The following is a 19,904-nucleotide window of genomic DNA, read 5'->3' as shown; positions in this document are numbered from 1 at the left end:
GCCCTCGGCGCTGCCGAGGGGCTTGCCCAGCAGCAGGCGAACGTACTCCGACCCGATGAATCCGGCTCCGCCGGTGACGAGGATCCTCACGGGTCCGAGAGTCTACGCCGGCCGACTGGCGGTGACCGCAGGTGTTTCGGCATTATCGGGTTAGGGCCACCTGGTCGATTGCAGGTGTAGCGGCATTCGGGTAGAAAGTGCCAGCGAAGTACGACTCGTCGTGCCCGCACGTATCGCATCTATGGGGGGCGAGTGAACGGCGTGTCGCTGGTCAATACCGCTCGGCCATCGCCGGATCCCGGCACGAAACCATCGCCCGGACGCCGCGTACTGGGCCTGCTGCGACGGCTCATCGCACCCGAACGTCTCTACATCGGCGCGCTCGGTCTGACCGGGTTGGCGGCGGTCCTGTCGGTGGCGCTGCCACCCGCCGAGCGGGGTGAACTCTCCGCGAACATGGTGAGCGCGACGCTGGGCGCGGCCGTCGGTGGCCTGTCCCTGGACACCTTCCTGCTGTCCCGTCCGGGCGGCTGGGTCTTCTCCCGGGGACGCCCATGGGTCCTCGCGATGCTGGCGGCCTCGGTCCTGCTCTCGGTCGTCGCCGCCGCGGTGCTCACCACGGTGGCCGGGATCGGCAGCTACCTGGTCGGCATGGGATCCGCGGCCGGTCTGACGATCTTCAACACGGTCTCGTCGATCGCACTGCGCCAAAAGAGCTTCCTGGTCGTCTACGCGATGCGCGCGGCAAGCGGCGCGGTCCTGGTCGGTGGCTACGTGGCGCTGTACTTCGCCGGCTACCTCGACGGCGGCCTGTGGAGCATGGTGTGGCTCGTCGTCCAGTGGGTCAGCGCGCTGTCCGTGTGTGCCCTGGTGCTGGGGATGCTCCAGCGGATCGGGCCGGCGCCCCGGCCGGAGGCCACCGCTGTGGACTACCGCGCCGACCTGGCCGCCGTCGGCAACCTGCACCTCGGGATCTTCGCCCAGATGATGACGCTGCGGTTCAACCAGATCCTGGTGGCCCGGTTCGTCGGCGCCGGCCCCCTCGGCGTGTACGCCCTGGCCGTCGCCGCGCTGGAGTTCGCGCAGGCCGGTGCCGTCGTACGGGCGCAGCGGATCCTGGCCACCCGAGATGGCTCGGCCCTGTCGCATCGGGCCGCTCCGGTCGTCAAGGCGGCACTCCCGGTGGCTCTGGCGGCTGTGGCCGGGCTCGCCTTGCTGGGCTTCCTGCGGCCGGAGTACCGGCACGCCTGGCTCCTGGGCCTCTGCCTCCTGCCCGGAACGCTCCTGACGGCGGCTGGCAAGACCTGGAGCTCCGTGCTCCTGAAGGTGCGCGGCGAACGGGCCACCACCGTCGTCGCCCTCGTCACGCTTACCGTCGCGATCACCGCCTACTTCGCGATCATCCCGTGGGCCGGTGTGATCGGAGCGGCGCTCGCCTCATCGCTCGCCTACGCCGTTCATGCCCTCACCTCACATGCGAGCTTGCGAAAGTCGCAGCCGCGAAATCCTGGGACGGTTTGAGTTGGATGTCTCGATTGTTGTCCTCGCGTGGGAGGACTTCACCCGTACGCGTGCCTGCGTCCTGTCGTTACCCCACGAGGCGGAGATCGTCGTCGTCGACAACGGGAGTGCGGAGGACATCCGGCAGGCGCTGAGCGAGTTCTGTGCCGAGCAGGGCGTCCGGTATGTGCAGTCGGGCGAAAACCTCGGCTACGCCAGAGGAATGAACCTGGGTGTCCGCCACACCACCCGGACCAACGTGATCCTGTCGAACAACGACATCATCGTGCACGAGGGCGCCGTGGAGCGACTCGTCGCCGCTCTCGATGACCCCACGGTGGGCGCCGCCTTCCCCGGCGTCGTCACCCCGGCCGGGGTGCCGCAGACCGAGGGTGGCCGATTCCTCAGCGTGCCCGTGGGCCTCGCTCACGCCACCGGCCTGAACCTCGTCGTCCCGAGCCTGCGGATCATCGCCGAGCCCACGAAGGCCGACTGGCTGACCGGACCGTTCGTGGCGCTCCGACGGAGGACTCTCGACGCGATCGGCGGCGTCGACGAGACCTCCTTCTTCTACGGCGAGGACATGCGCCTCTGCTGGTCGGTACGGCAACGGGGTCTGCGCCTGGCGTACCTGCCGGAGGCGGTCATCATGCACGAGGACGACGCCACCGCCAGGCGGGTCTGGAACGAGGAGGAGATCTCCCAGCGTCGGACCCGCGAGTTCCTCCGGGCCACCCGGCAGATGGCCGGCCGGCGGGGCCAGGTGGCCAGCACCGCCTATGCCGTGGGCGTGCTGCTACGCGCGGCCGTCGGCCGGAATTCGGTCCGGCGGGCGATGGCCCGCGGTGCTCTCGAAGGACTACGGGTCCGATGAAGGTCCTGTTCGTCTGCACCACGGGTGGCTCCGGGCGACGGCAGTTCGGCGGTGCCGAGCGGATCCTGACGGAGATCATTCCCGCGCACGCGCGAACCAACGTGGACGTCGTCGCCGCGACCTCGGACGACGAGGTCGGCGCCTCTCTTCGGGAGTCCGGGGTCCCCTGGGTCAACCTCAGCGCGACCAGTCGGGTTGATCTGAGCTATGCCAGGGCTCTCCGGCGCCTCGTCACCGAGGTCAAGCCGGACGTGGTGTGCGCCCACCTGCTCTCGGCGGCTATGCACGCCCGCGCCGCCCTGACCACTGAACACCGTCGCACGCCCCTGGTGGTCACCATGCACACCAGCCTCTGGCAGTTCCGCGACACGGCGCCTTCGCTGAAGCGGAAAGCCAGCATCCACTCCAACATCACCCTCGACCTCGCCATGCGTCGCCTGCGTCCGCACGCGAGCGTGGCGGTGTCGCAGTTCGAGGCCGACGAGCTACGCAGCCGCGGACACGTCAAGAACGTGCACCTGATCCCCAATCCACTTCCGGCGACGTGGCCCGCTTCCGCCCTGACCGGGCAGCCGGACCCGCACCGTCGGCTTCGGGTCGGCTATCTGGGCCGAGTGGAGCCCGAGAAGGGCGTTGACCTGATCCCCGAGGTCGCGACGCTCATGCCGGACACTGATTTCGTGATCGCCGGCAGCGGGGAGCTGTCCCTGCCCCCGCAGCCGAACGTCGAACTCGTCGGCCGGGTCAACGCCGCTGACTTCCTGCGGCAGATCGACTGCCTCCTGGTGCCGTCCCGGGTCGAGGCCTTTGGTCTGAGTGCCCTCGAAGCGATGTCGCTTGGCGTGCCGGTCGTCCACTCGGGCGCCGGGGGCCTCGCGGAGATCACCGGGCACGCCGTGGGGACGCTGGCGTTCCAGAGTGACCTCGTACCCGCATCGATCGCCGCAGCGATCCGTACGGCCGTCGGAGCGACGACCCCGGAGCAACGGCAGACGGTCGCCGACTGGTACGCGAAGGAGTACGCCTTCGACAGGTGCGTGGAGCGTTGGCAGAGCCTGTACCGGTCGCTGCTCTGAACCGGGGGACACAGCCCTGCTCGACCACCTGCGCTCGACGACTACCGAAAGGGGTGCCCCAGTGGCGCAGACGCTGACCATCGTCACCGTCCTCTACCGGTCCAGCGACATGCTCGCTGAGACACTCCCGACCTGGGTACGCGCCGCCGAGGGCCTGCCGGTGACGTTCATCTTCGCCGACAACTGGCCGGAGGACGAGTGCGCGAAGGTCATCGCCGACGCTCTGGACGACGAGCGGTACGAGTACCTGCCCGACTCGTCGAACCCGGGGTTCGCGGCGGGCTGCAACCGGGCTGTCGCGGCGGTGCGGACGAGTCACGTGCTGCTGCTCAACCCGGACGTCTGGTTGCCGGAGGACGCGCTGGTCCGCCTGTTCGCCAGCATCGCGGCGGACCCGCAGAGCCCGATCGCTGTGGGTCTCGCCATGCACGGCGGTGAGTTCGTCGGCATCGACCTGCACCCGGTCTCGCTGTTCATCGACAGGGCGGCGACGGTGCCGCGCGGGCCACTCGGCCCGTCCGGCGGCGCGGCCGTCTTCCCCACCGCGCTCTTCCACCGTTTCGGCGGGTTCTACGAGCACCTGTTCGCCTGGGGTGAGGACGCCGACCTCGCCTTCCGCATGTACGCCGAGGGCCTGCGGACCCGACGGTTGGACTTCATGCTCCCGCACGCCGGCGGCCACAGCGTCGAGGGCGACAACAAGCTCCAGGGATTCCGCGCGTTCCTCCTGGCCCGCAATCGACTCCTCGTCGCCGCGCGGACCTTCACCTGGCCGCTGATGCTCGTCGCGATACCGGTCCTCGCGCTGGCCCACCTGGCGCTGGCCGCCCGGCGCGCCCGTCAGGGTCTGCTCCGCCCCTTCCTGCGTGGCGTGGGACGTGGCCTGGTGGAGGGGCCCGCCGCCCGCCGGCAGTGGAAGGGCAGGCGGTTCGGTTTTGCATCCCTGATCAGCTATCTGAGAGTTCGGAGCGCGTGATGGCAGGAACCCCGTGGAGCGTCGTGACGGTCACCTACAACTCCGCCGACACGCTCCGGCGGTGCTGGGGCGGCGCCAAGCCGTACGAGTGGATCGTCGTCGACAACGACTCCGCTGACGACTCGGTCGCCGTGGCGCAGGAGCTGGGCGCCCGGGTGATCCGGCTGCCGGAGAACGTCGGCTTCTCCAAGGCCAACAACGTCGGTGTCCGGCAGGCGGCCGGCGCGTACGTGCTGTTCGCCAACCCCGACCTGGAGGTCGAGCCGGCCGGGCTCGCCACGATGCAGCGCCACCTGGACGCGCACGGCGGCCTTGTCGCTCCCCAACTGCTCGCGACCGACGGCACCCCCCAACCCAACGGCCGTGGCTTCCCGTACGCCACCGCGAAGTTGGGCAACCGGAAGATCTGGCCGCTGTCGCGGATGCACGCCAACTACCGGGTGGTGGCCAATGCCGGCGAGGCCGTCTACGTGGCCTGGGCGATGGGCGCGGCGGTCGCGGCCCGCACCGCGGACTTCGTCGCGATGGGCGGGTGGAACGAGTCGTTCTTCCTCTACTACGAGGACCACGAGCTGGGGCTGCGGGCGTGGCGGCACGACATGCCCGTGGTGCTTCTCGGCGACGTGCGGTGGACCCACCACTGGGCCCGTGCGACCAACTCGTTCCAGTGGTCGCGGGCGCACACCCTGGAGTTGCAGAGCGCCCGAACCTTCTTCGGCCTGTTCCCCGAGTTCGTGGTCGGGTTGCCGACGGCCGCCCGGCGCAACCCGCAGGCGGCACGCCTGGTCGGCAGGTCGGTGCCGACCCAGTTGGGAAGCGGAGGATCGGTGCCCACGCCAGCCGGGCAGCCGAGGAACAGCTAGCTCCCTCTCCGCTTCGGCGCGACCTTCCGGTTCTGCTGGCTCCACCGGTCTACTGCTGATCCGCCGCCGGGAAATCCCGCCTGCTGTTCTGGCGCCTCGCGGCCGGGTCGGGCCTCACGCCCAGCACGCAGCAGCCCGACGGCGTGGAGAGCGCCGAACGGGTCCCGTCGTCCGGCCCGCAGGAGTTGCGCGTCTCCCACGCTGGTGCCTGACGGGGCGTGGCACGGGTGTCGCGCCCCTGACCGAACGGAAAAGGGCGGGCCGGGTCTTCCCGGCCCGCCCTTTCGTGTGCTCCTACCGGACCTGGTAGATGAGGAACGAAGCAGCCGGGTAGCGGACCGTCTCGCGCAGTGTCAGGCACGGCTCGTTGATCGGTGCGTCCGCCAGCAGGTACGTCACGTTCTGCTGCCGTAGGAACGCCCCACACGGCTCGGTGTGCACCTCGAAGTGGTCGGACGTCACCAGCTTGAAGGTGGTCGGCGCCTGAGCAGCGGCGTCCCGATCGAACACGACCTTGACCTGGGCGTACCGGTTGTAGACGAAGTCCTCACCGCGCTGCTCGTCCGCCGCGCGCCACAGGTCCAACTGCGGATAGGCCTGGACTCCGGATATCGACCGGGCGCCGTTCATGAAGGGGAAGCTCAGGACCGAACCGGCCTCGACCGCCCACCCCGCATTGGGATTCTCGACGTGCAACGCCCGGATGGTCTCCGACAGCGGAGTCCGGGTCAATGCGTCGGTGCCGCGTTGAAGCGGATGGATGAAGGCGGTCGTGGCGACCGAGAAGGCCAGCAGCACGGCCGCGGCCCCGGTGAAGTGCCGACGCAGTACGAGGTAGACGACCAACGGCACAGGGGCGAGCGAGAACAGGAAGCCGAGCGTGTGCAGGTACCCCGGGAACGCTCGCAGCACGTGCAGGCTGATCAGCACCTGAAGCACCAGCACAACGACGCTGTACCCGATGATCACCGTGCGGCCGGGCCGCAACGCCGGCTCGTCCTGAAGGCGGCGGGCCACCAGGATCAGACCGATGACGTTGAGCAGACCGACGCCGATCAGCAGTCGGGTGTGCGGCACGAGTTTCAGGAAGAGGACCTTGCCGACGAGGTCGAGGTGCGGCAGTGCGAGCCAGGCCAGTGCGCCCAGGAAGGCAAGACAGACGAGCAGCAGGGGCCAGTCGATGCGGCGCTTGGCGCGGTACGACTGAAACAGCAGGACGAGGCCCGGCAGCAGCAGGAAGGGGAAGACCAGCAGGAAGTTCGAGCTCTCGCTCTGGTTGGTCAACCCGCTGGCCGGGATCTGGTAAAGCGCGGCCTTCGCACCGGACTGCATTTCCAGACTGGTGTTTCCGGAGAACAGGTGGATCATGGCGAAGCCGCCGCTCGGCTGAACCCGCTGGCCGGGATAGGCGGTGTTCTGAATGGTCTCGATCACGCTCATCCGGGTGGCGACGAAGGCTCCGATCACCGCGCCGGCGACCGCGAGCGCGACCACGACGACACCCACCTGCCGCAGCAGCAGTCGACGCCCCAGCACGCCCCCCTGCTCAATGAGGTAGCCGACGGCGAAGGCGGCCACCGCCAGGGCGCAGGCGATCTGGAACGGCGGATAGAGCACGAGCGCGAAACAGACGAGCAGGTAGGCCAGGAGCACACCCCACCCGATCGCGTGGAGCAGGCGTCTCGACCTCAGCAGGAGAATGAACACCGTGGCCGCGAACAACGCGTAGTAGATCGGCCCGAGCGTGCCGTACTGGTACCACCACTGCACGAAGGGGGTGAAGAAGAGCGTCAGGGACACCCCGGCGGCCAGCCAACGCTGCTGCGGCATCAGCGCCAGCACGAAGAAGTAGCAACTGACGATGAGGAGGAAGCCCATCACCCACCACTTGAACGCGAAAGCGTAATCGAACGGCAGTACCAGAAACGCGAGGTTGTGGGGCTTGAAGACCGCCGACCACTCCTTGTACGGAGCGTCCACGATCAGGGAGACGTCCTGGCCGTTGCCGATGTTCGGATTGATCCGCGGGTAGTCGGCGGCGTCCTGCGCGATCGTCACTTGGGTGTTGACCGACCACTCATCCGATCGGATCCCCTGCGGGTTGTTGAACACGGTGTCCGGGTCCAGCTGCCCACCGTGCAGGACGCTGTGGTAGATGCCCAGCGACGAGCCGCTGATCTGTAGGGCGGTCAGCAGGATGACCGTGGCGGCGAGGATGGCCGGAAAGAACCAGATGCTGCGGACGATTCGTCCGCCGAGCGACAGCATTCGAGCGCGGGAACCAGAGGGGTCTGTCATTCGTTCCGTTCTGTCTGTGCGGTGCGGATGGGGTGGCTATGCCGCCGCCGCGAAACCCGGCGTCGACGCGTCGGAGGTCTCCGGTGCCCGCGGCCGCCGCTTCCGAAGGCCGTTGAGGAACGGCAGGGTCGGCCACGGTCGGTCTTCCGCCGCGCCCAGGGCCACGGCGAGGAGGAGCACCCCCACCGCGCTCAACCACAGCCACACGTCGAAGAAGAAGATCTGCGCGGCGAACCCGACAATGATCAGTCGACCGGCCAGCGACCGGGAACGCCAGAACAGTGCCAGCAGGAGACCGAGAAGGCTGAGCAGACCGACCAGGCCGAAGTTGTGCCAGATGGTCAGGTAGGTGTTGTCGAAGACCTGCGCCTGCCCGTCGCCGATCCCGACGTCCTCCAGGTAGCGCACGCTGGACTCCGGGCCGTTGCCGAAGATGACAGTGGACCAGTCCCGGGTGATGCCGTCCCAGGCGACGGCGATGCGTTCGAAGCGCGCGCTCGCGCTTGCCGATCCCACCGGGTCGGACATCCGTGCTCCCGCCACGCCGACCGAGTCCACGGAGGATGTCGAGGGACTCGGCGACGGCTTGGTGCCCGGTTCGGTCGGGCTGACCCAGGTCGGTGGCGGCTCGGACGTGCCGATCCGGAAGGTCGACGGATTGACCGCGACGGCGGCGAAGGCGACCACGGTGATGATGACCCCGGTGGCCACGCCACGCCAGGCGATCTTCCGCACGTTCAGGAGCAGCCAGATCCCGAGCGCGAGGGCCGTGCCCACCCAGGCGCTCCGCGTGCCGGACAGCACCAGCCCGATGAGGTTGGCGGTGAAGGGGACGTACCAGTACCTGCCCCGGATGGTCAGCGACACGAGCGCCATGGCCATGGCGAAGGATCCGTAGACGATCGGGTGACCGAAGAACCCGGCCGCCCGGGTCGGGTCGAACACGGACGTGTACGTCCAGTCGTACGCGAACTGGTCGAAGAGCGGCCAGGTGCCGGTGAGGGTCTGGTATTTGGCGAGCGCGGCCACGGCCACGCTGACCCAGGTGAACACCTCGGCGATGCGCAGGATCAGCTTCGGGTCACGGCGTGCCTCCTCGATGAGGTGCCAGCCCAGCACGCCGATACACAGCAGTGGCGCGACACCGACGACCACCGGCTTGACGCCGTGCCAGTGCAGCACGCCCGCGAGCACGGCGCAGAACGGGAGCAGCAGCGCCGCACCGATCCGTCGTGGCGGCCACCCGTCCCGTTCGGCGCGGTGCAGCCGCCCCCAGCCGGCGAGGACGAAGAGGACCAGCAGCAGCGTGTACGACGGGTTTGTCGGGTAACCGAGGTCGATGGTCACCGGGACCATGAAGGCCACCGCGAAGATGGCCCAGGTGATCCGGACCGGCTTCAGCAGCACCCACCCCAGCAGCGCACCGGCGCCGATGGCGAGCGCGAGGTCCCACCTGCCCAGGACCAGGAACGCCACCGCCACCACCAGCAGGCACAGAGCGACGAGGCGTGCCGGACGCCCCAGGCTGTTGAACCGGTCAGTCACCATGTGCACCGTGCGATCGTACGGAGCAGCCGCCGGCAACGGACGACGGGCTCCATCGCCGTCGCTGCCCAGAGCGGGTCGTCGCACGTGGGGCCTCAACTGTACCGGCGCCACAGGTCTCGCAGCGCCTCCCAGTTACCCGCGATGCCGGCCTCACAGGGCGTCTCGATGACCAGGACGCCGTTCGAGTCATCCCGATTCCACCAGAAGCCGCAGTACGTGCCGGTCTCGACCTTGAGCGCGTACTCGACGTAGCTGCCGGGCACGCCGGTCTTGCCGCCGGTCGTGCGGGTCGCCGCCTTCAGCCCCGGGGCAAGCGAACCGGCGGCGAGGTTCAGGTCCTGGCGGTATGCGCGCGCCGCGTCCCGCTGGGCCTGTCCCCGGAAGAGCACGAAGTGCAGTTGCAGTGCCCCGTCCGGGCAGTGGACGTGGCGCTCCTCGTCCGGTGGCAGTTCCGGGCCGCCGTCGTCGTTGTAGACCACGCAACCGCTGACGTCGGGCAGCCATGGTTCGCCAAGTGGTGCCAGCTCGCCGATGAACTTCGCCTTGTTGATGGAGGACTGGGTCGCCCGGAAGGGCGAGAGGGCGGTGGTCTCCGACGGCGTCTTCTCCTCGTCACCGGACCCGCCGATGGCGTACCCCAGGGCACCGGCGACGAGGGCGATCACCAGGCCACCGGCGACGAGGGGAAGCCAGCCTGGGCGCTTCCGGACGACCTGGACCGGCGCGATCCGCCGGCCGGGCATCCCGAACGGTTCGCGGTCGAGCGGGACCGGCACGCCGGACGAGGGTGCCGCCGAGACCGGCTGGGACGACTGCGCGGACCACGGCGTCTGCGCGTACAGGGCGACCTGCTGGGTCGTCTCGGCCAGCGCGCCCGGGGCGGCGGCACCCGCCGGGTCCTGGCTCCAGGCGCCCGCCGACACCGGGGTGCCGCTGACCGGGGCGATGGAATCACCGAGCGACACTGTGGTGTCCTCGGCCCGGTAGTCCTGCTGGAGGAGTCGGAACAGTCGCTCCGGAACGTCCGGCCTGTCGCCCTCGTACGCCACCCACGGGTTGGTCGAGGTCAGGTCGGCCTCAGTGTAGGGGTGGCCGCCGGGGGCCTGGGACAACATCCCGACGGCCTGGGCGAAGACCTCGCGCCAGCGTGGGTCCGTCGCCGCCGGCCCGTCCAGCACGACGACCGTCGCGGGGCGTTCCTGCCCGTCGACGGCGGCCCATGCCTTTCCCACCAGAGACCCGCCGAGCACGCGGGTGAACCTGTAGGGACTTTCCGGCTGCATGCGCGCTCCTCCGTCGTTCGCCGAGCGGATAGTACCGATGACCTCCGAGTTCGGACTGCCCCGTCAGCGCGTGCCCTCGCACACCCTCCGGACGGCGCGGAACCGCACCGACACGTCGGAGGACGCCGCCTTGCCAGGTGAAAGATTCCATGCATAGAGTCGGCTGGTGAATGAAAGTGGTGCGCGCGGCACCGATCTGCTCGACCTGTTCGACGGGGTGCGGCTGACCCCCACCCAGCGCCGGATCGCGCACTGCCTCGTGCAGCACGCCCCCGCCGTGGCGTACCTGTCCGCCGCCGAGGTCGCCGAGCTGGCCGGGGTCAGCCAGCCGTCGGTCACCCGGTTCGCCGTCGCGCTCGGCCACGACGGGTACCCGGCGCTGCGCCGCCGGCTGCGGGACCTGACCGTCGCGACGCCGGCCGGATCGGCGGACGCCGGCAACGAGCTACAGCAGGCGGTACGCGCCGAGATGGGCAACCTGGACCGGCTCGCCGGTCAGCTCGCCGACCGGGACCGGATCGCCGAGACCGGGCGGTTGCTCGCGTCCAGCCGCCCGCTGCCGGTGCTCGGCCTACGCGCCGCCGCGCCGCTGGCCGCGTACTTCGCGTACTTCGCGGCGAAGGTGCACCCGGACGTGCGGGTGCTCGACGACGGCGGCAGCCTGCTCACCGACCGCCTGGAGCAGGCTGCCGAGGCCGGGGCGTCGGCCCTGCTCGCCTTCGTCCTGCCCCGCTACCCCCGGGAGACGCTGGACGCGCTCCGCGACGCCCGAGCCGCCGGGCTGACCATCGTGGCGATCACCGACTCACCGGTCAGCCCCGCCACCGAGCACTCCGACGTGGTGCTGCCGGCGGCGGTCGGCGCGCAGCTCGTCTTCGACCTGCACACCGCCCCGATGACCCTGGCCATGGTGCTGTTGCAGGCGATCTGCGACGCCGCGCCGGCCGACACGCAACGCCGACTGGAGGCGTTCGAGGCCTCCGCGGCCCGCCGACAGTTGTTCCGCGGATGACCGGAGGAGACCCGAGATGACCCAGCCCGTCCGTGCCGCACGGGGCAGCCAGCTCACCGCCCGCGGGTGGCAGCAGGAGGCCGCCCTGCGGATGTTGATGAACAATCTCGACCCCGAGGTGGCCGAGCGCCCCGACGACCTGGTGGTCTACGGCGGCACCGGCAAGGCGGCACGGGACTGGCCGTCGTACCACGCGTTGGTCCGCACGCTTACCGACCTGCGCGAGGACGAGACGATGCTCGTGCAGTCCGGCCGCCCGGTCGGTGTGCTGCGCACCCACGAGTGGGCGCCCCGGGTGCTGCTGGCCAACTCCAACCTGGTCGGCGACTGGGCGACCTGGCCGGAGTTTCGCCGCCTCGAACAGCTCGGCCTCACCATGTACGGGCAGATGACCGCCGGTTCGTGGATCTACATCGGCACCCAGGGCATCCTCCAGGGCACCTACGAGACGTTCGCCGCGGTGGCCGCCAAGAAGTTCGACAACACCCTGGCCGGCACGCTCACACTGACCGCCGGCTGCGGTGGGATGGGCGGCGCGCAGCCCCTGGCCGTCACCATGAACGGCGGCGTCTGCCTGATCGTCGACGTGGACCGCACCCGGCTTGACCGTCGGGCGCACGACCGCTACCTGGACGAGGTCGCCGACTCGCTGGACGACGCGGTGCGACGGGTGCTCGCCGCGAAGCGGGACCGGCGTGCGCTCTCCGTCGGCGTGGTCGGCAACGCCGCCGAGGTGTTCCCCGAGTTGCTCCGCCGGGGTGTCGCCATCGACATCGTGACCGACCAGACCAGTGCACACGACCCACTGTCGTACCTGCCGGTGGGAGTGGAGCTGGCCGACGCCCGGGACTACGCGCGGGCGAAGCCGGCCGAGTTCACCGACCGGGCCCGCGCGTCGATGGCGACGCACGTCGAGGCGATGGCCGGTTTCCTGGACGCCGGCGCCGAGGTCTTCGACTACGGCAACTCGATCCGCGGGGAGGCACAGCTCGCCGGCTACCAGCGTGCCTTCGACTTCCCCGGTTTCGTGCCCGCGTACATCAGGCCGCTGTTCTCCGAGGGCAGGGGCCCGTTCCGGTGGGCGGCGCTCTCCGGCGACCCGGCCGACATCGCGGCCACCGACCGGGCCATCCTGGAACTTTTCCCGGAGAACGAGCCGCTGGCCCGGTGGATCCGGATGGCCGGCGAGCGGGTCGCCTTCCAGGGCCTACCGGCCCGGATCTGCTGGCTCGGGTACGGCGAGCGGGACCGGGCGGGCGTGCGGTTCAACGAGATGGTCGCCTCCGGCGAACTTTCCGCCCCGGTCGTCATCGGGCGCGACCACCTGGACGCCGGCAGCGTGGCCAGCCCGTACCGGGAGACCGAGGCGATGGCCGACGGCTCGGACGCGATCGCCGACTGGCCGCTGCTCAACGCCCTGGTCAACACGGCCAGCGGCGCGTCCTGGGTGTCGATCCACCACGGCGGCGGGGTGGGCATCGGCCGGTCGATCCACGCCGGGCAGGTCTGTGTCGCCGACGGCACCGCCCTGGCCGGGCAGAAGATCGAGCGGGTGCTCACCAACGACCCGGCCATGGGCGTGATCCGGCACGTGGACGCCGGCTACGACATCGCCCGCGACGTCGCGGACCGCACCGGCCTGCGCACGCCCATGGCCGAGGGATCCGCGTGAGCGCGAGGAGTGCGGCGCAGCGGAGCCCCGCGGTCGCGAACAACAGGAGCAGAGCGTGAACGACGACCTTTCCGGCCGGTTCCGGGCCCTGTGGGACGAGATCGCGCCGGTCGGGCGCGATGCCGACAGCGGCGGCTATCTGCGGTACGCGTTGACCGAGCCGGAGCGGGAGTTGCGCGCCTGGTTCCGCGCGCAGGCCGAGCACCGCGACCTGCCGGTCACCGAGGACGGCAACGGCAACCTCTTCGCCCACTGGGGTGACCCCGAGGGTGCGGACGCGGTGCTGACCGGCAGCCACTTCGACTCGGTGCCGCACGGCGGGGCGTACGACGGGCCGCTCGGCATCGTCAGCGCGTTCCTCGCCGTGGACGAGCTACGTGCTCGCGGTGTCACCCCCGACCGGCCGCTGGTGCTTGCCGCGTTCGTGGAGGAGGAGGGTGCGCGCTTCGGCGTACCGTGTCTGGGGTCTCGGCTGCTCACCGGGGCGCTGTCACCCGAGCGCGCGGCCGGCCTGCGCGACGCGGCCGGGGTGAGCTTCGCCGAGGCGCTCGGTGACCGGCCGGCGGGCGTCCGCCCGGAGCTGCTGGGCCGGTTCGGCGCCTTCGTGGAGTTGCACGTCGAGCAGGGCCGCGCGCTGGCCGAGACGGCCGCGCCGGTCGCGGTGGCCAGCGCGATCTGGCCGCACGGCCGGTGGCGCTTCGACGTCGTGGGCGAGGGCAACCACGCGGGTACGACCCGGATGGCCGACCGCCGCGACCCGATGCTCACCTACGCGTTCACGGTGTTGGCGGCCAACAAGGAGGCCCGGCTGCGCGGCGCGCACGCCACTGTGGGCCGGGTCGCCGTCGAACCCAACGCCACGAACGCGATCCCGTCGAAGGTGACAGGTTGGCTGGACGCCCGGGCCGCCGACCCGCAGACGCTGGCCGGGCTGGTCGAGGCGGTGTGGGGCAAGCTCGCCGAGCGGGCCCGCCGCGACGGTACGGTGGTGACTGTCACCGAGGAGTCGGCGACGCCGCTTGTCGCCTTCGACGGCGGCCTGGCCGAACGGCTGGCCACGCTGCTGGACGCGCCGGTGCTGCCGACCGGCGCGGGGCACGACGCCGGGGTGCTGGCCGCGCACCTGCCCACCGCGATGCTGTTCGTGCGCAACCCGACCGGGGTGTCGCACTCCCCCGCCGAGGCCGCCACCGACGACGACTGCGCCGCCGGGGTACGCGCGCTGGCCCGGGTGCTCCAGGAGCTGACATGCCGCTGACACCGACCCGCTGGCTGGCGGAGTACGCCTGGCTGCCCGAGCACGCCGAACCCACGCCCGACGTGCTGATCGAGGTCGACGGCGGCCGGATCACGGCGGTGACGCCGCTGACCACCGGCAGCAGGCCACCGGCCGGGGTCGACGTGTACGCCGACGCCAGGCCGCTGCCCGGCCTGACCCTGCCGGGCCTGGCCAACGTGCACTCGCACGCCTTCCACCGGGCGCTGCGGGGGCGTACCCACGGCGGGCGGGGTGACTTCTGGACCTGGCGGGACCGGATGTACGCCGTCGCGGACCGGCTGGACCCGGACACCTACCTGGCCCTGGCCCGCGCGGTGTACGCCGAGATGGCGCTCGCCGGGATCACCTGTGTGGGCGAGTTCCACTACCTGCACCACCGGCCCGACGGCGGCGCCTACGCCGACCAGAACGCGATGGGTGCGGCGCTGGTGGAGGCCGCCGCGCACGCCGGAATCCGACTCACCCTGCTGGACACCTGTTACCTGACGTCCGGTGTGGACGGTCGGGCCCTCGCCGGGCCGCAGCGGCGGTTCGGTGACGGCGACGCGGCCCGCTGGGCCGAGCGGGCGGCGGCGTTCCGGCCGGCGGATCCGCACGTCCGGGTCGGTGCGGCTGTGCACTCGGTGCGGGCGGTCCCGGCCGACCAGCTCCGTACGGTCACCGACTGGGCCCGGGACCGGCGGGCACCGCTGCACGTGCACCTCTCCGAGCAGCCCGCCGAGAACGACGAGTGCCGGGCCGTGCACGGGCGCACGCCCACCGCGCTGCTCGCCGAGCACGGCGTCCTCGGGCCGGGCACCACCGCCGTGCACGCCACCCACCCGACGAGCGCCGACCTGACCCTGCTCGGTGAGAGCCGGACCGGGGTGTGCCTCTGCCCGACCACCGAGCGGGATCTCGCCGACGGCATCGGCCCGGCCCGCCGGATGGCCGACGCGGGCATCCGGTTGAGCCTGGGCAGCGACAGCCACGCCGTGATCGACCTGTTCGAGGAGGCCCGCGCGGTGGAGCTGGACGAACGGCTGCGGACCCGCCGGCGCGGCCACTTCGCGCCGCTCGACCTGCTGACGGCGGCCAGCGCCACCGGGCACGCCGCGCTGGGCTGGGCCGACGCCGGCCGGATCGCCGTGGGCGAACGCGCCGACCTGGTGACGGTACGGCTGGACAGCGCCCGCACCGCCGGCGTACCGCCGGTGGGGGTGTTCTTCGCGGCCACCACGGGCGACGTCGAGCAGGTGCTCGTGGACGGCCGCCCGGTGGTGGCCGAGGGTCAGCACCTGAGCGTGGACGTGCCGGCCGAGCTGGCCGCCGCCATCGAGGCGGTGACACCCGCATGAGCGGCACTCTGCTTGTCGACAACATCGGGGAGCTGGTCACCAACGGTGCCGGCGAGGGCCCGCTGGGCATCCGCCGCGACGCCGCGGTGCTGGTCGAGGAGGGCAGGGTGGCCTGGGTCGGGCCGTCCGCGTCCGCCCCGGCCGCCGACCGGCGGATCGACGCCGGTGGGGCGGCCGTGCTGCCCGGCTTCGTGGACAGCCACGCCCACCTGGTCTTCGCCGGGGACCGGGCCGCCGAGTTCGCCGCCCGGATGGCCGGTGAGCGCTACACCGGCGGCGGCATCCGCACCACTGTCGGCGCGACCCGGGCCGCCAGTGACGACGAGCTGCGGGCCACAGTGCGCCGGCTGCGCGGGGAGGCGCTGCGCCAGGGCACCACGACAATGGAGATCAAGAGTGGGTACGGGCTGACCGTCGACGACGAGGCCCGCTCGTTGCGGATCGCCGCCGAGGCCAGCGAGGACACCACCTTCCTGGGCGCACACGTGGTGCCCGCCGAGTACGCCGACCGCCCGGACGAGTACGTCGGGCTGGTCTGCGGGCCGATGCTGACCGCCGCCGCGCCGTACGCGAAGTGGGTCGACGTGTTCTGCGAGCGGGGTGCCTTCGACGTCGACCACGCCCGGGCCATCCTGACCAGCGGTCAGACCGCCGGGCTGGGCGTACGGATCCACGCCAACCAGCTCGGCCCCGGCGGCGGGGTGCGGCTCGGCGTGGAGCTGGGCGCGGCAAGCGTGGACCACTGCACCCACCTGTCCGACGCCGATGTGGCCGCGCTTGCCGGCACGGCCCACAGCGACGGGTCGGGCACCCGCACTGTGGCGACCCTGCTGCCCGGCGCGGAGTTCTCCACCCGCTCGCCCTACCCGGATGCCCGTCGGCTGCTCGACGCCGGTGTCACGGTGGCGCTGGCCACCGACTGCAACCCCGGCTCGTCGTACACCTCGTCGATGCCGTTCTGTGTGGCCCTGGCGGTCCGCGAGATGCGGATGACCCCGGCGGAGGCGGTCTGGGCCGCCACCGCCGGTGGCGCGCGGGCCCTGCGCCGCGACGACGTCGGTGTGCTCACCCCCGGCGCGCGGGCCGACCTGATCGTGCTGGACGCCCCCTCCTACCTGCACCTGGCCTACCGGCCCGGTGTCCCCCTGATCCGCCAGGTAATTCGCAACGGAGTAACGCAATGACGACAGTGACCATCCAGCCCACCGGGATCACCGCCGACGACGTTCTCGCGGTGGCCCGCGGCACCGCCACTGTCGTCCTCGCCCCGGCCACCATCGAGGCGATGGCGACCAGCCGGGCCATCGTGGACGGCATCGAGTCGTCCGGCCGCCCCGTCTACGGGGTATCCACCGGGTTCGGCGCGTTGGCCAACACCTTCATCGCCCCGCAGCGGCGGGCCGAGCTGCAACACGCGCTGATCCGCTCGCACGCCGCCGGGGTGGGTGCCCCGATGCCGCGCGAGGTGGTCCGGGCCATGATGCTGCTGCGGGTGCGGTCCCTCGCGCTGGGCCGATCCGGGGTCCGGCCGCTGGTCGCGGAGGCCCTTGTCGACCTGCTCAACCACGACATCACCCCGTGGGTGCCGGAGCACGGCTCGCTGGGTGCCTCCGGTGACCTGGCGCCGCTGGCGCACTGCGCGCTGGCGCTCCTCGGTGAGGGTTGGGTCCTCGGGCCCGACGGCGAACGCCAGGACGCGGCTACCGCGTTGACCGGCGCCGGGCTCACGCCGATCGAGCTGGCCGCCAAGGAGGGGCTGGCGCTGATCAACGGCACTGACGGCATGCTCGGCATGCTGCTGCTGGCCATCCACGACGCGGCGCACCTGTTCGCCATGGCCGACGTGACGGCCGCGCTGGCCATCGAGGCGATGCTCGGCTCGGAGCGGCCGTTCCTGCCCGAGCTGCACGCCATCCGGCCGCACCCCGGTCAGGCGGCGTCGGCGGCGAACATCCACCGGCTGTTGCAGGACTCCCGGGTGATGGACTCACACCGCGACGACCTGGCGCACGCCGTGCAGGACGCGTACTCGATGCGCTGTGCCCCACAGGTCGCCGGCGCGGCCCGGGACACCCTGGACTTCGTCCGCACGGTGACGGGCCGGGAGCTGGTGTCAGTGGTGGACAACCCGGTGGTGCTGCCGGACGGGCGGGTCGAGTCGACGGGCAACTTCCACGGCGCGCCGCTCGGTTTCGCGGCGGACTTCCTCGCCATCGCCGCCGCCGAGGTGGGTGCGATCGCCGAGCGCCGGGTGGACCGGCTGCTCGACGTCACCCGCTCCCGGGAACTGCCGGCGTTCCTCTCCCCCGACGCCGGTGTCAACTCCGGGCTGATGATCGCCCAGTACACGGCGGCCGGGATCGTCGCCGAGAACCGTCGGCTGGCCGCCCCCGCGTCGGTGGACTCGTTGCCCACCAGCGGGATGCAGGAGGACCACGTCTCGATGGGCTGGGCGGCGGCCAAGAAGCTGCGCACCGTGCTGGACAACCTCACCAGCCTGCTGGCTGTCGAGCTGCTGGCCGGCGTACGCGGTCTGCAACTGCGCGCGCCGCTGGAGCCGTCCCCGGCCGGCCGGGCCGCCGTCGCCGCGCTCGGCCCGGCGGCCGGCGAGCCCGGCCCGGACGTGTTCCTCGCCCCGGTGCTGGAGGCGGCCCGTGCCGTCGTCGCCGGGCCGGAGTTGCGCGCCGCCATCGAACGGGAGGTCGGCCCGCTGGGCTGACCTCCGTCGGGTCGCTGCCGCCCGCCGCGGGTCAGGCGGCGGGCGGCAGCACCTCGCGCCCGTCAGGCGGCGGGCGGCAGGACCTCGCGCCCGTCAGGCGGCGGGCGGCAGGACCTCGCGCCCGTCAGGCGGCGGGCGGCAGGACCTTGGCGACGAGCTTGGCCAGCTCGCGCAGCGCCTTGCCCCGGTGGCTGATCGCGTCCTTCTCCGCCGGGGTCAGCTCGGCGTTCGTCCGGTCCTGTCCGTCGCCCAGGAAGATCGGGTCGTAGCCGAACCCACCGTCACCGCGCGGGGCGCGCAGCACCCGCCCGGACTGCCGACCGTCGACCAGGTGCTCCTTGCCGCTGGGCAGCACCAGCGCCACGGTGCAGACGAATGAGGCGGCCCGCTGCTCGTCCGGCACGTCGCCGATCTGGTCCAGCACCAACTGGAGGTTGGCCCGATCGTCGCCGTGCCGACCGGACCAGCGGGCGCTGAACACCCCCGGCATCCCGTTGAGCGCGTCGACAGCGAGCCCCGAGTCGTCGGCGATGGTCGCCAGCCCGGTCTGCCGGCAACCCTCCCGCGCCTTGATCAGCGCGTTCTCGCCGAAGGTCAGGCCGGTCTCCGGCAGCTCCTCGTACGGCTCGACGTCGTCCAGCCCGAGCAGGGCGATCCGCTGCGTGCCGAGCGCACCGTCCAGGATCCGCTGGAGTTCCACAAGCTTCTTACGGTTACGGGTGGCGAGCAGGACCTTGTTCATGAGAGTGCCTTCCGCTGGGCTTCGGCCAACTCCGCGCAACCCGCGACGGCCAGGTCGAGCAGGCTGTCGAGCTGGTCGCGGGCGAACACGCCCGCCTCGCCGGTGCCCTGCACCTCGACGAAGTCACCAGCACCCGTGCACACCACGTTCATGTCCACCTCGGCGGCGACGTCCTCGGTGTAGCAGAGGTCCAGCCGGGCCTCGCCGGCGATGATCCCCACGCTGACCGCCGACACCGACCGGTGCATCACCTTCTCCGGCTTGCCGGCCAACGCCTTGCGGGAGGCGAGCCAGGTCACCGCGTCGTGCAACGCGACGTACGCGCCGGTGATCGCCGCCGTGCGGGTGCCGCCGTCGGCCTGGAGCACGTCGCAGTCGAGCACTATCGAGTTTTCGCCGAGCGCCTTGAGATCGATGCTGGCCCGCAGGCTGCGGCCGATCAGTCGGGAGATCTCGTGGGTGCGGCCACCGACCCGGCCCTTGACGCTCTCCCGGTCGGAGCGGGTGTTGGTGGCCCGGGGCAGCATCGCGTACTCGGCGGTCACCCAGCCGAGCCCGGAGCCCTTGCGCCAGCGGGGCACCCCCTCGGTGACGCTCGCCGTGCAGAGCACCCGGGTGCCGCCGAACTCGACGAGCACCGAACCCTCCGGATGGGTGCTCCAGCCTCGGGTCAGGGTCACCGGTCGAAGTTGATTGGGCCCTCGCCCGTCAGGTCGCGCCATCCC

General features: G+C 71.5%; 16 protein-coding genes. 11 read left to right on the top strand and 5 right to left on the bottom strand.

Going from position 1 to position 19,904, the window contains the following annotated elements:
* The first annotated feature begins 261 nt into the window (after positions 1–261).
* The 5 genes from AB0A95_RS20185 (at position 262) to AB0A95_RS20165 (ending at position 5,289) form a co-directional block, all read left to right on the top strand.
* Positions 262–1,521, top strand: coding sequence for a hypothetical protein (locus AB0A95_RS20185; RefSeq protein WP_357557287.1), 1,260 nt, complete (start codon positions 262–264; stop codon positions 1,519–1,521).
* Between the two features lies 1 nt (position 1,522).
* Positions 1,523–2,374, top strand: coding sequence for a glycosyltransferase (locus AB0A95_RS20180; protein WP_357557286.1), 852 nt, complete (start codon positions 1,523–1,525; stop codon positions 2,372–2,374).
* Positions 2,371–3,450 (top strand): glycosyltransferase family 4 protein, encoded by a 1,080-nt coding sequence (locus AB0A95_RS20175; RefSeq protein WP_357557285.1) that lies wholly within the window; start codon positions 2,371–2,373, stop codon positions 3,448–3,450. The genes AB0A95_RS20180 and AB0A95_RS20175 overlap by 4 nt, the downstream gene beginning before the upstream one ends.
* A 61-nt stretch (positions 3,451–3,511) precedes the next feature.
* On the top strand, positions 3,512–4,426 hold the full coding sequence (locus tag AB0A95_RS20170; protein WP_357557284.1) for a glycosyltransferase: 915 nt from the start codon (positions 3,512–3,514) through the stop codon (positions 4,424–4,426).
* Positions 4,426–5,289, top strand: coding sequence for a glycosyltransferase (locus tag AB0A95_RS20165; RefSeq protein WP_357557283.1), 864 nt, complete (start codon positions 4,426–4,428; stop codon positions 5,287–5,289). The genes AB0A95_RS20170 and AB0A95_RS20165 overlap by 1 nt, the downstream gene beginning before the upstream one ends.
* A gap of 294 nt (positions 5,290–5,583) precedes the next feature.
* Here AB0A95_RS20165 and AB0A95_RS20160 read toward each other — a convergent pair whose 3' ends face one another.
* The 3 genes from AB0A95_RS20160 to AB0A95_RS20150 all read right to left on the bottom strand — a co-directional run bounded on the left by AB0A95_RS20160 (position 5,584) and on the right by AB0A95_RS20150 (position 10,418).
* Complete coding sequence (locus AB0A95_RS20160) at positions 5,584–7,587, bottom strand: hypothetical protein (protein ID WP_357557282.1); 2,004 nt, start codon at positions 7,585–7,587, stop codon at positions 5,584–5,586.
* A 36-nt stretch (positions 7,588–7,623) separates the two neighbouring features.
* Positions 7,624–9,135 carry an O-antigen ligase family protein gene (locus AB0A95_RS20155; RefSeq protein ID WP_357557290.1) on the bottom strand — a complete coding sequence of 504 codons (1,512 nt, stop codon included), beginning with the start codon at positions 9,133–9,135 and terminating at the stop codon, positions 7,624–7,626.
* Between the two features lie 92 nt (positions 9,136–9,227).
* Positions 9,228–10,418 (bottom strand): hypothetical protein, encoded by a 1,191-nt coding sequence (locus AB0A95_RS20150; protein WP_357557281.1) that lies wholly within the window; start codon positions 10,416–10,418, stop codon positions 9,228–9,230.
* A 166-nt stretch (positions 10,419–10,584) separates the two neighbouring features.
* Between AB0A95_RS20150 and AB0A95_RS20145 the strand changes: the two genes are divergently transcribed.
* The 6 genes from AB0A95_RS20145 to hutH are packed head-to-tail and all read left to right on the top strand — an operon-like array spanning position 10,585 to position 18,437.
* A complete protein-coding gene (locus tag AB0A95_RS20145; RefSeq protein ID WP_357557280.1) occupies positions 10,585–11,430 on the top strand; it encodes a MurR/RpiR family transcriptional regulator in 846 nt (281 codons plus the stop codon).
* A 16-nt stretch (positions 11,431–11,446) separates the two neighbouring features.
* Positions 11,447–13,102, top strand: coding sequence for a urocanate hydratase (gene hutU / locus AB0A95_RS20140; protein ID WP_357557279.1), 1,656 nt, complete (start codon positions 11,447–11,449; stop codon positions 13,100–13,102).
* Between the two features lie 55 nt (positions 13,103–13,157).
* Entirely contained in the window at positions 13,158–14,360 is a 1,203-nt protein-coding gene (locus tag AB0A95_RS20135; protein WP_357557278.1) for an allantoate amidohydrolase, read from the top strand.
* On the top strand, positions 14,351–15,718 hold the full coding sequence (locus AB0A95_RS20130) for a formimidoylglutamate deiminase (protein ID WP_357557277.1): 1,368 nt from the start codon (positions 14,351–14,353) through the stop codon (positions 15,716–15,718). Before AB0A95_RS20135 ends, AB0A95_RS20130 begins: the two co-directional genes overlap by 10 nt.
* Positions 15,715–16,902 (top strand): imidazolonepropionase, encoded by a 1,188-nt coding sequence (gene hutI, locus AB0A95_RS20125; RefSeq protein WP_357557276.1) that lies wholly within the window; start codon positions 15,715–15,717, stop codon positions 16,900–16,902. The genes AB0A95_RS20130 and hutI overlap by 4 nt, the downstream gene beginning before the upstream one ends.
* The gene (hutH, locus tag AB0A95_RS20120; protein WP_357557275.1) at positions 16,899–18,437 is read left to right on the top strand and encodes a histidine ammonia-lyase; all 1,539 of its coding nucleotides are present in this window, start codon (positions 16,899–16,901) and stop codon (positions 18,435–18,437) included. The genes hutI and hutH overlap by 4 nt, the downstream gene beginning before the upstream one ends.
* 124 nt (positions 18,438–18,561) lie before the next feature.
* On the opposite strand, the gene rdgB is transcribed toward hutH, so the two are convergent.
* Positions 18,562–19,179, bottom strand: coding sequence for an RdgB/HAM1 family non-canonical purine NTP pyrophosphatase (rdgB, locus tag AB0A95_RS20115; RefSeq protein WP_357557274.1), 618 nt, complete (start codon positions 19,177–19,179; stop codon positions 18,562–18,564).
* Entirely contained in the window at positions 19,176–19,901 is a 726-nt protein-coding gene (rph, locus tag AB0A95_RS20110) for a ribonuclease PH (protein WP_357557273.1), read from the bottom strand. Before rph ends, rdgB begins: the two co-directional genes overlap by 4 nt.
* Between the last annotated feature and the right edge of the window lie 3 nt (positions 19,902–19,904).

This window comes from Micromonospora sp. NPDC049230 (assembly GCF_040647875.1).
GTDB lineage: Bacteria > Actinomycetota > Actinomycetes > Mycobacteriales > Micromonosporaceae > Micromonospora.
The sequence above is the reverse complement of the archived record's forward strand: the minus strand, read 5'-3'. Positions and strand labels throughout refer to the sequence as shown.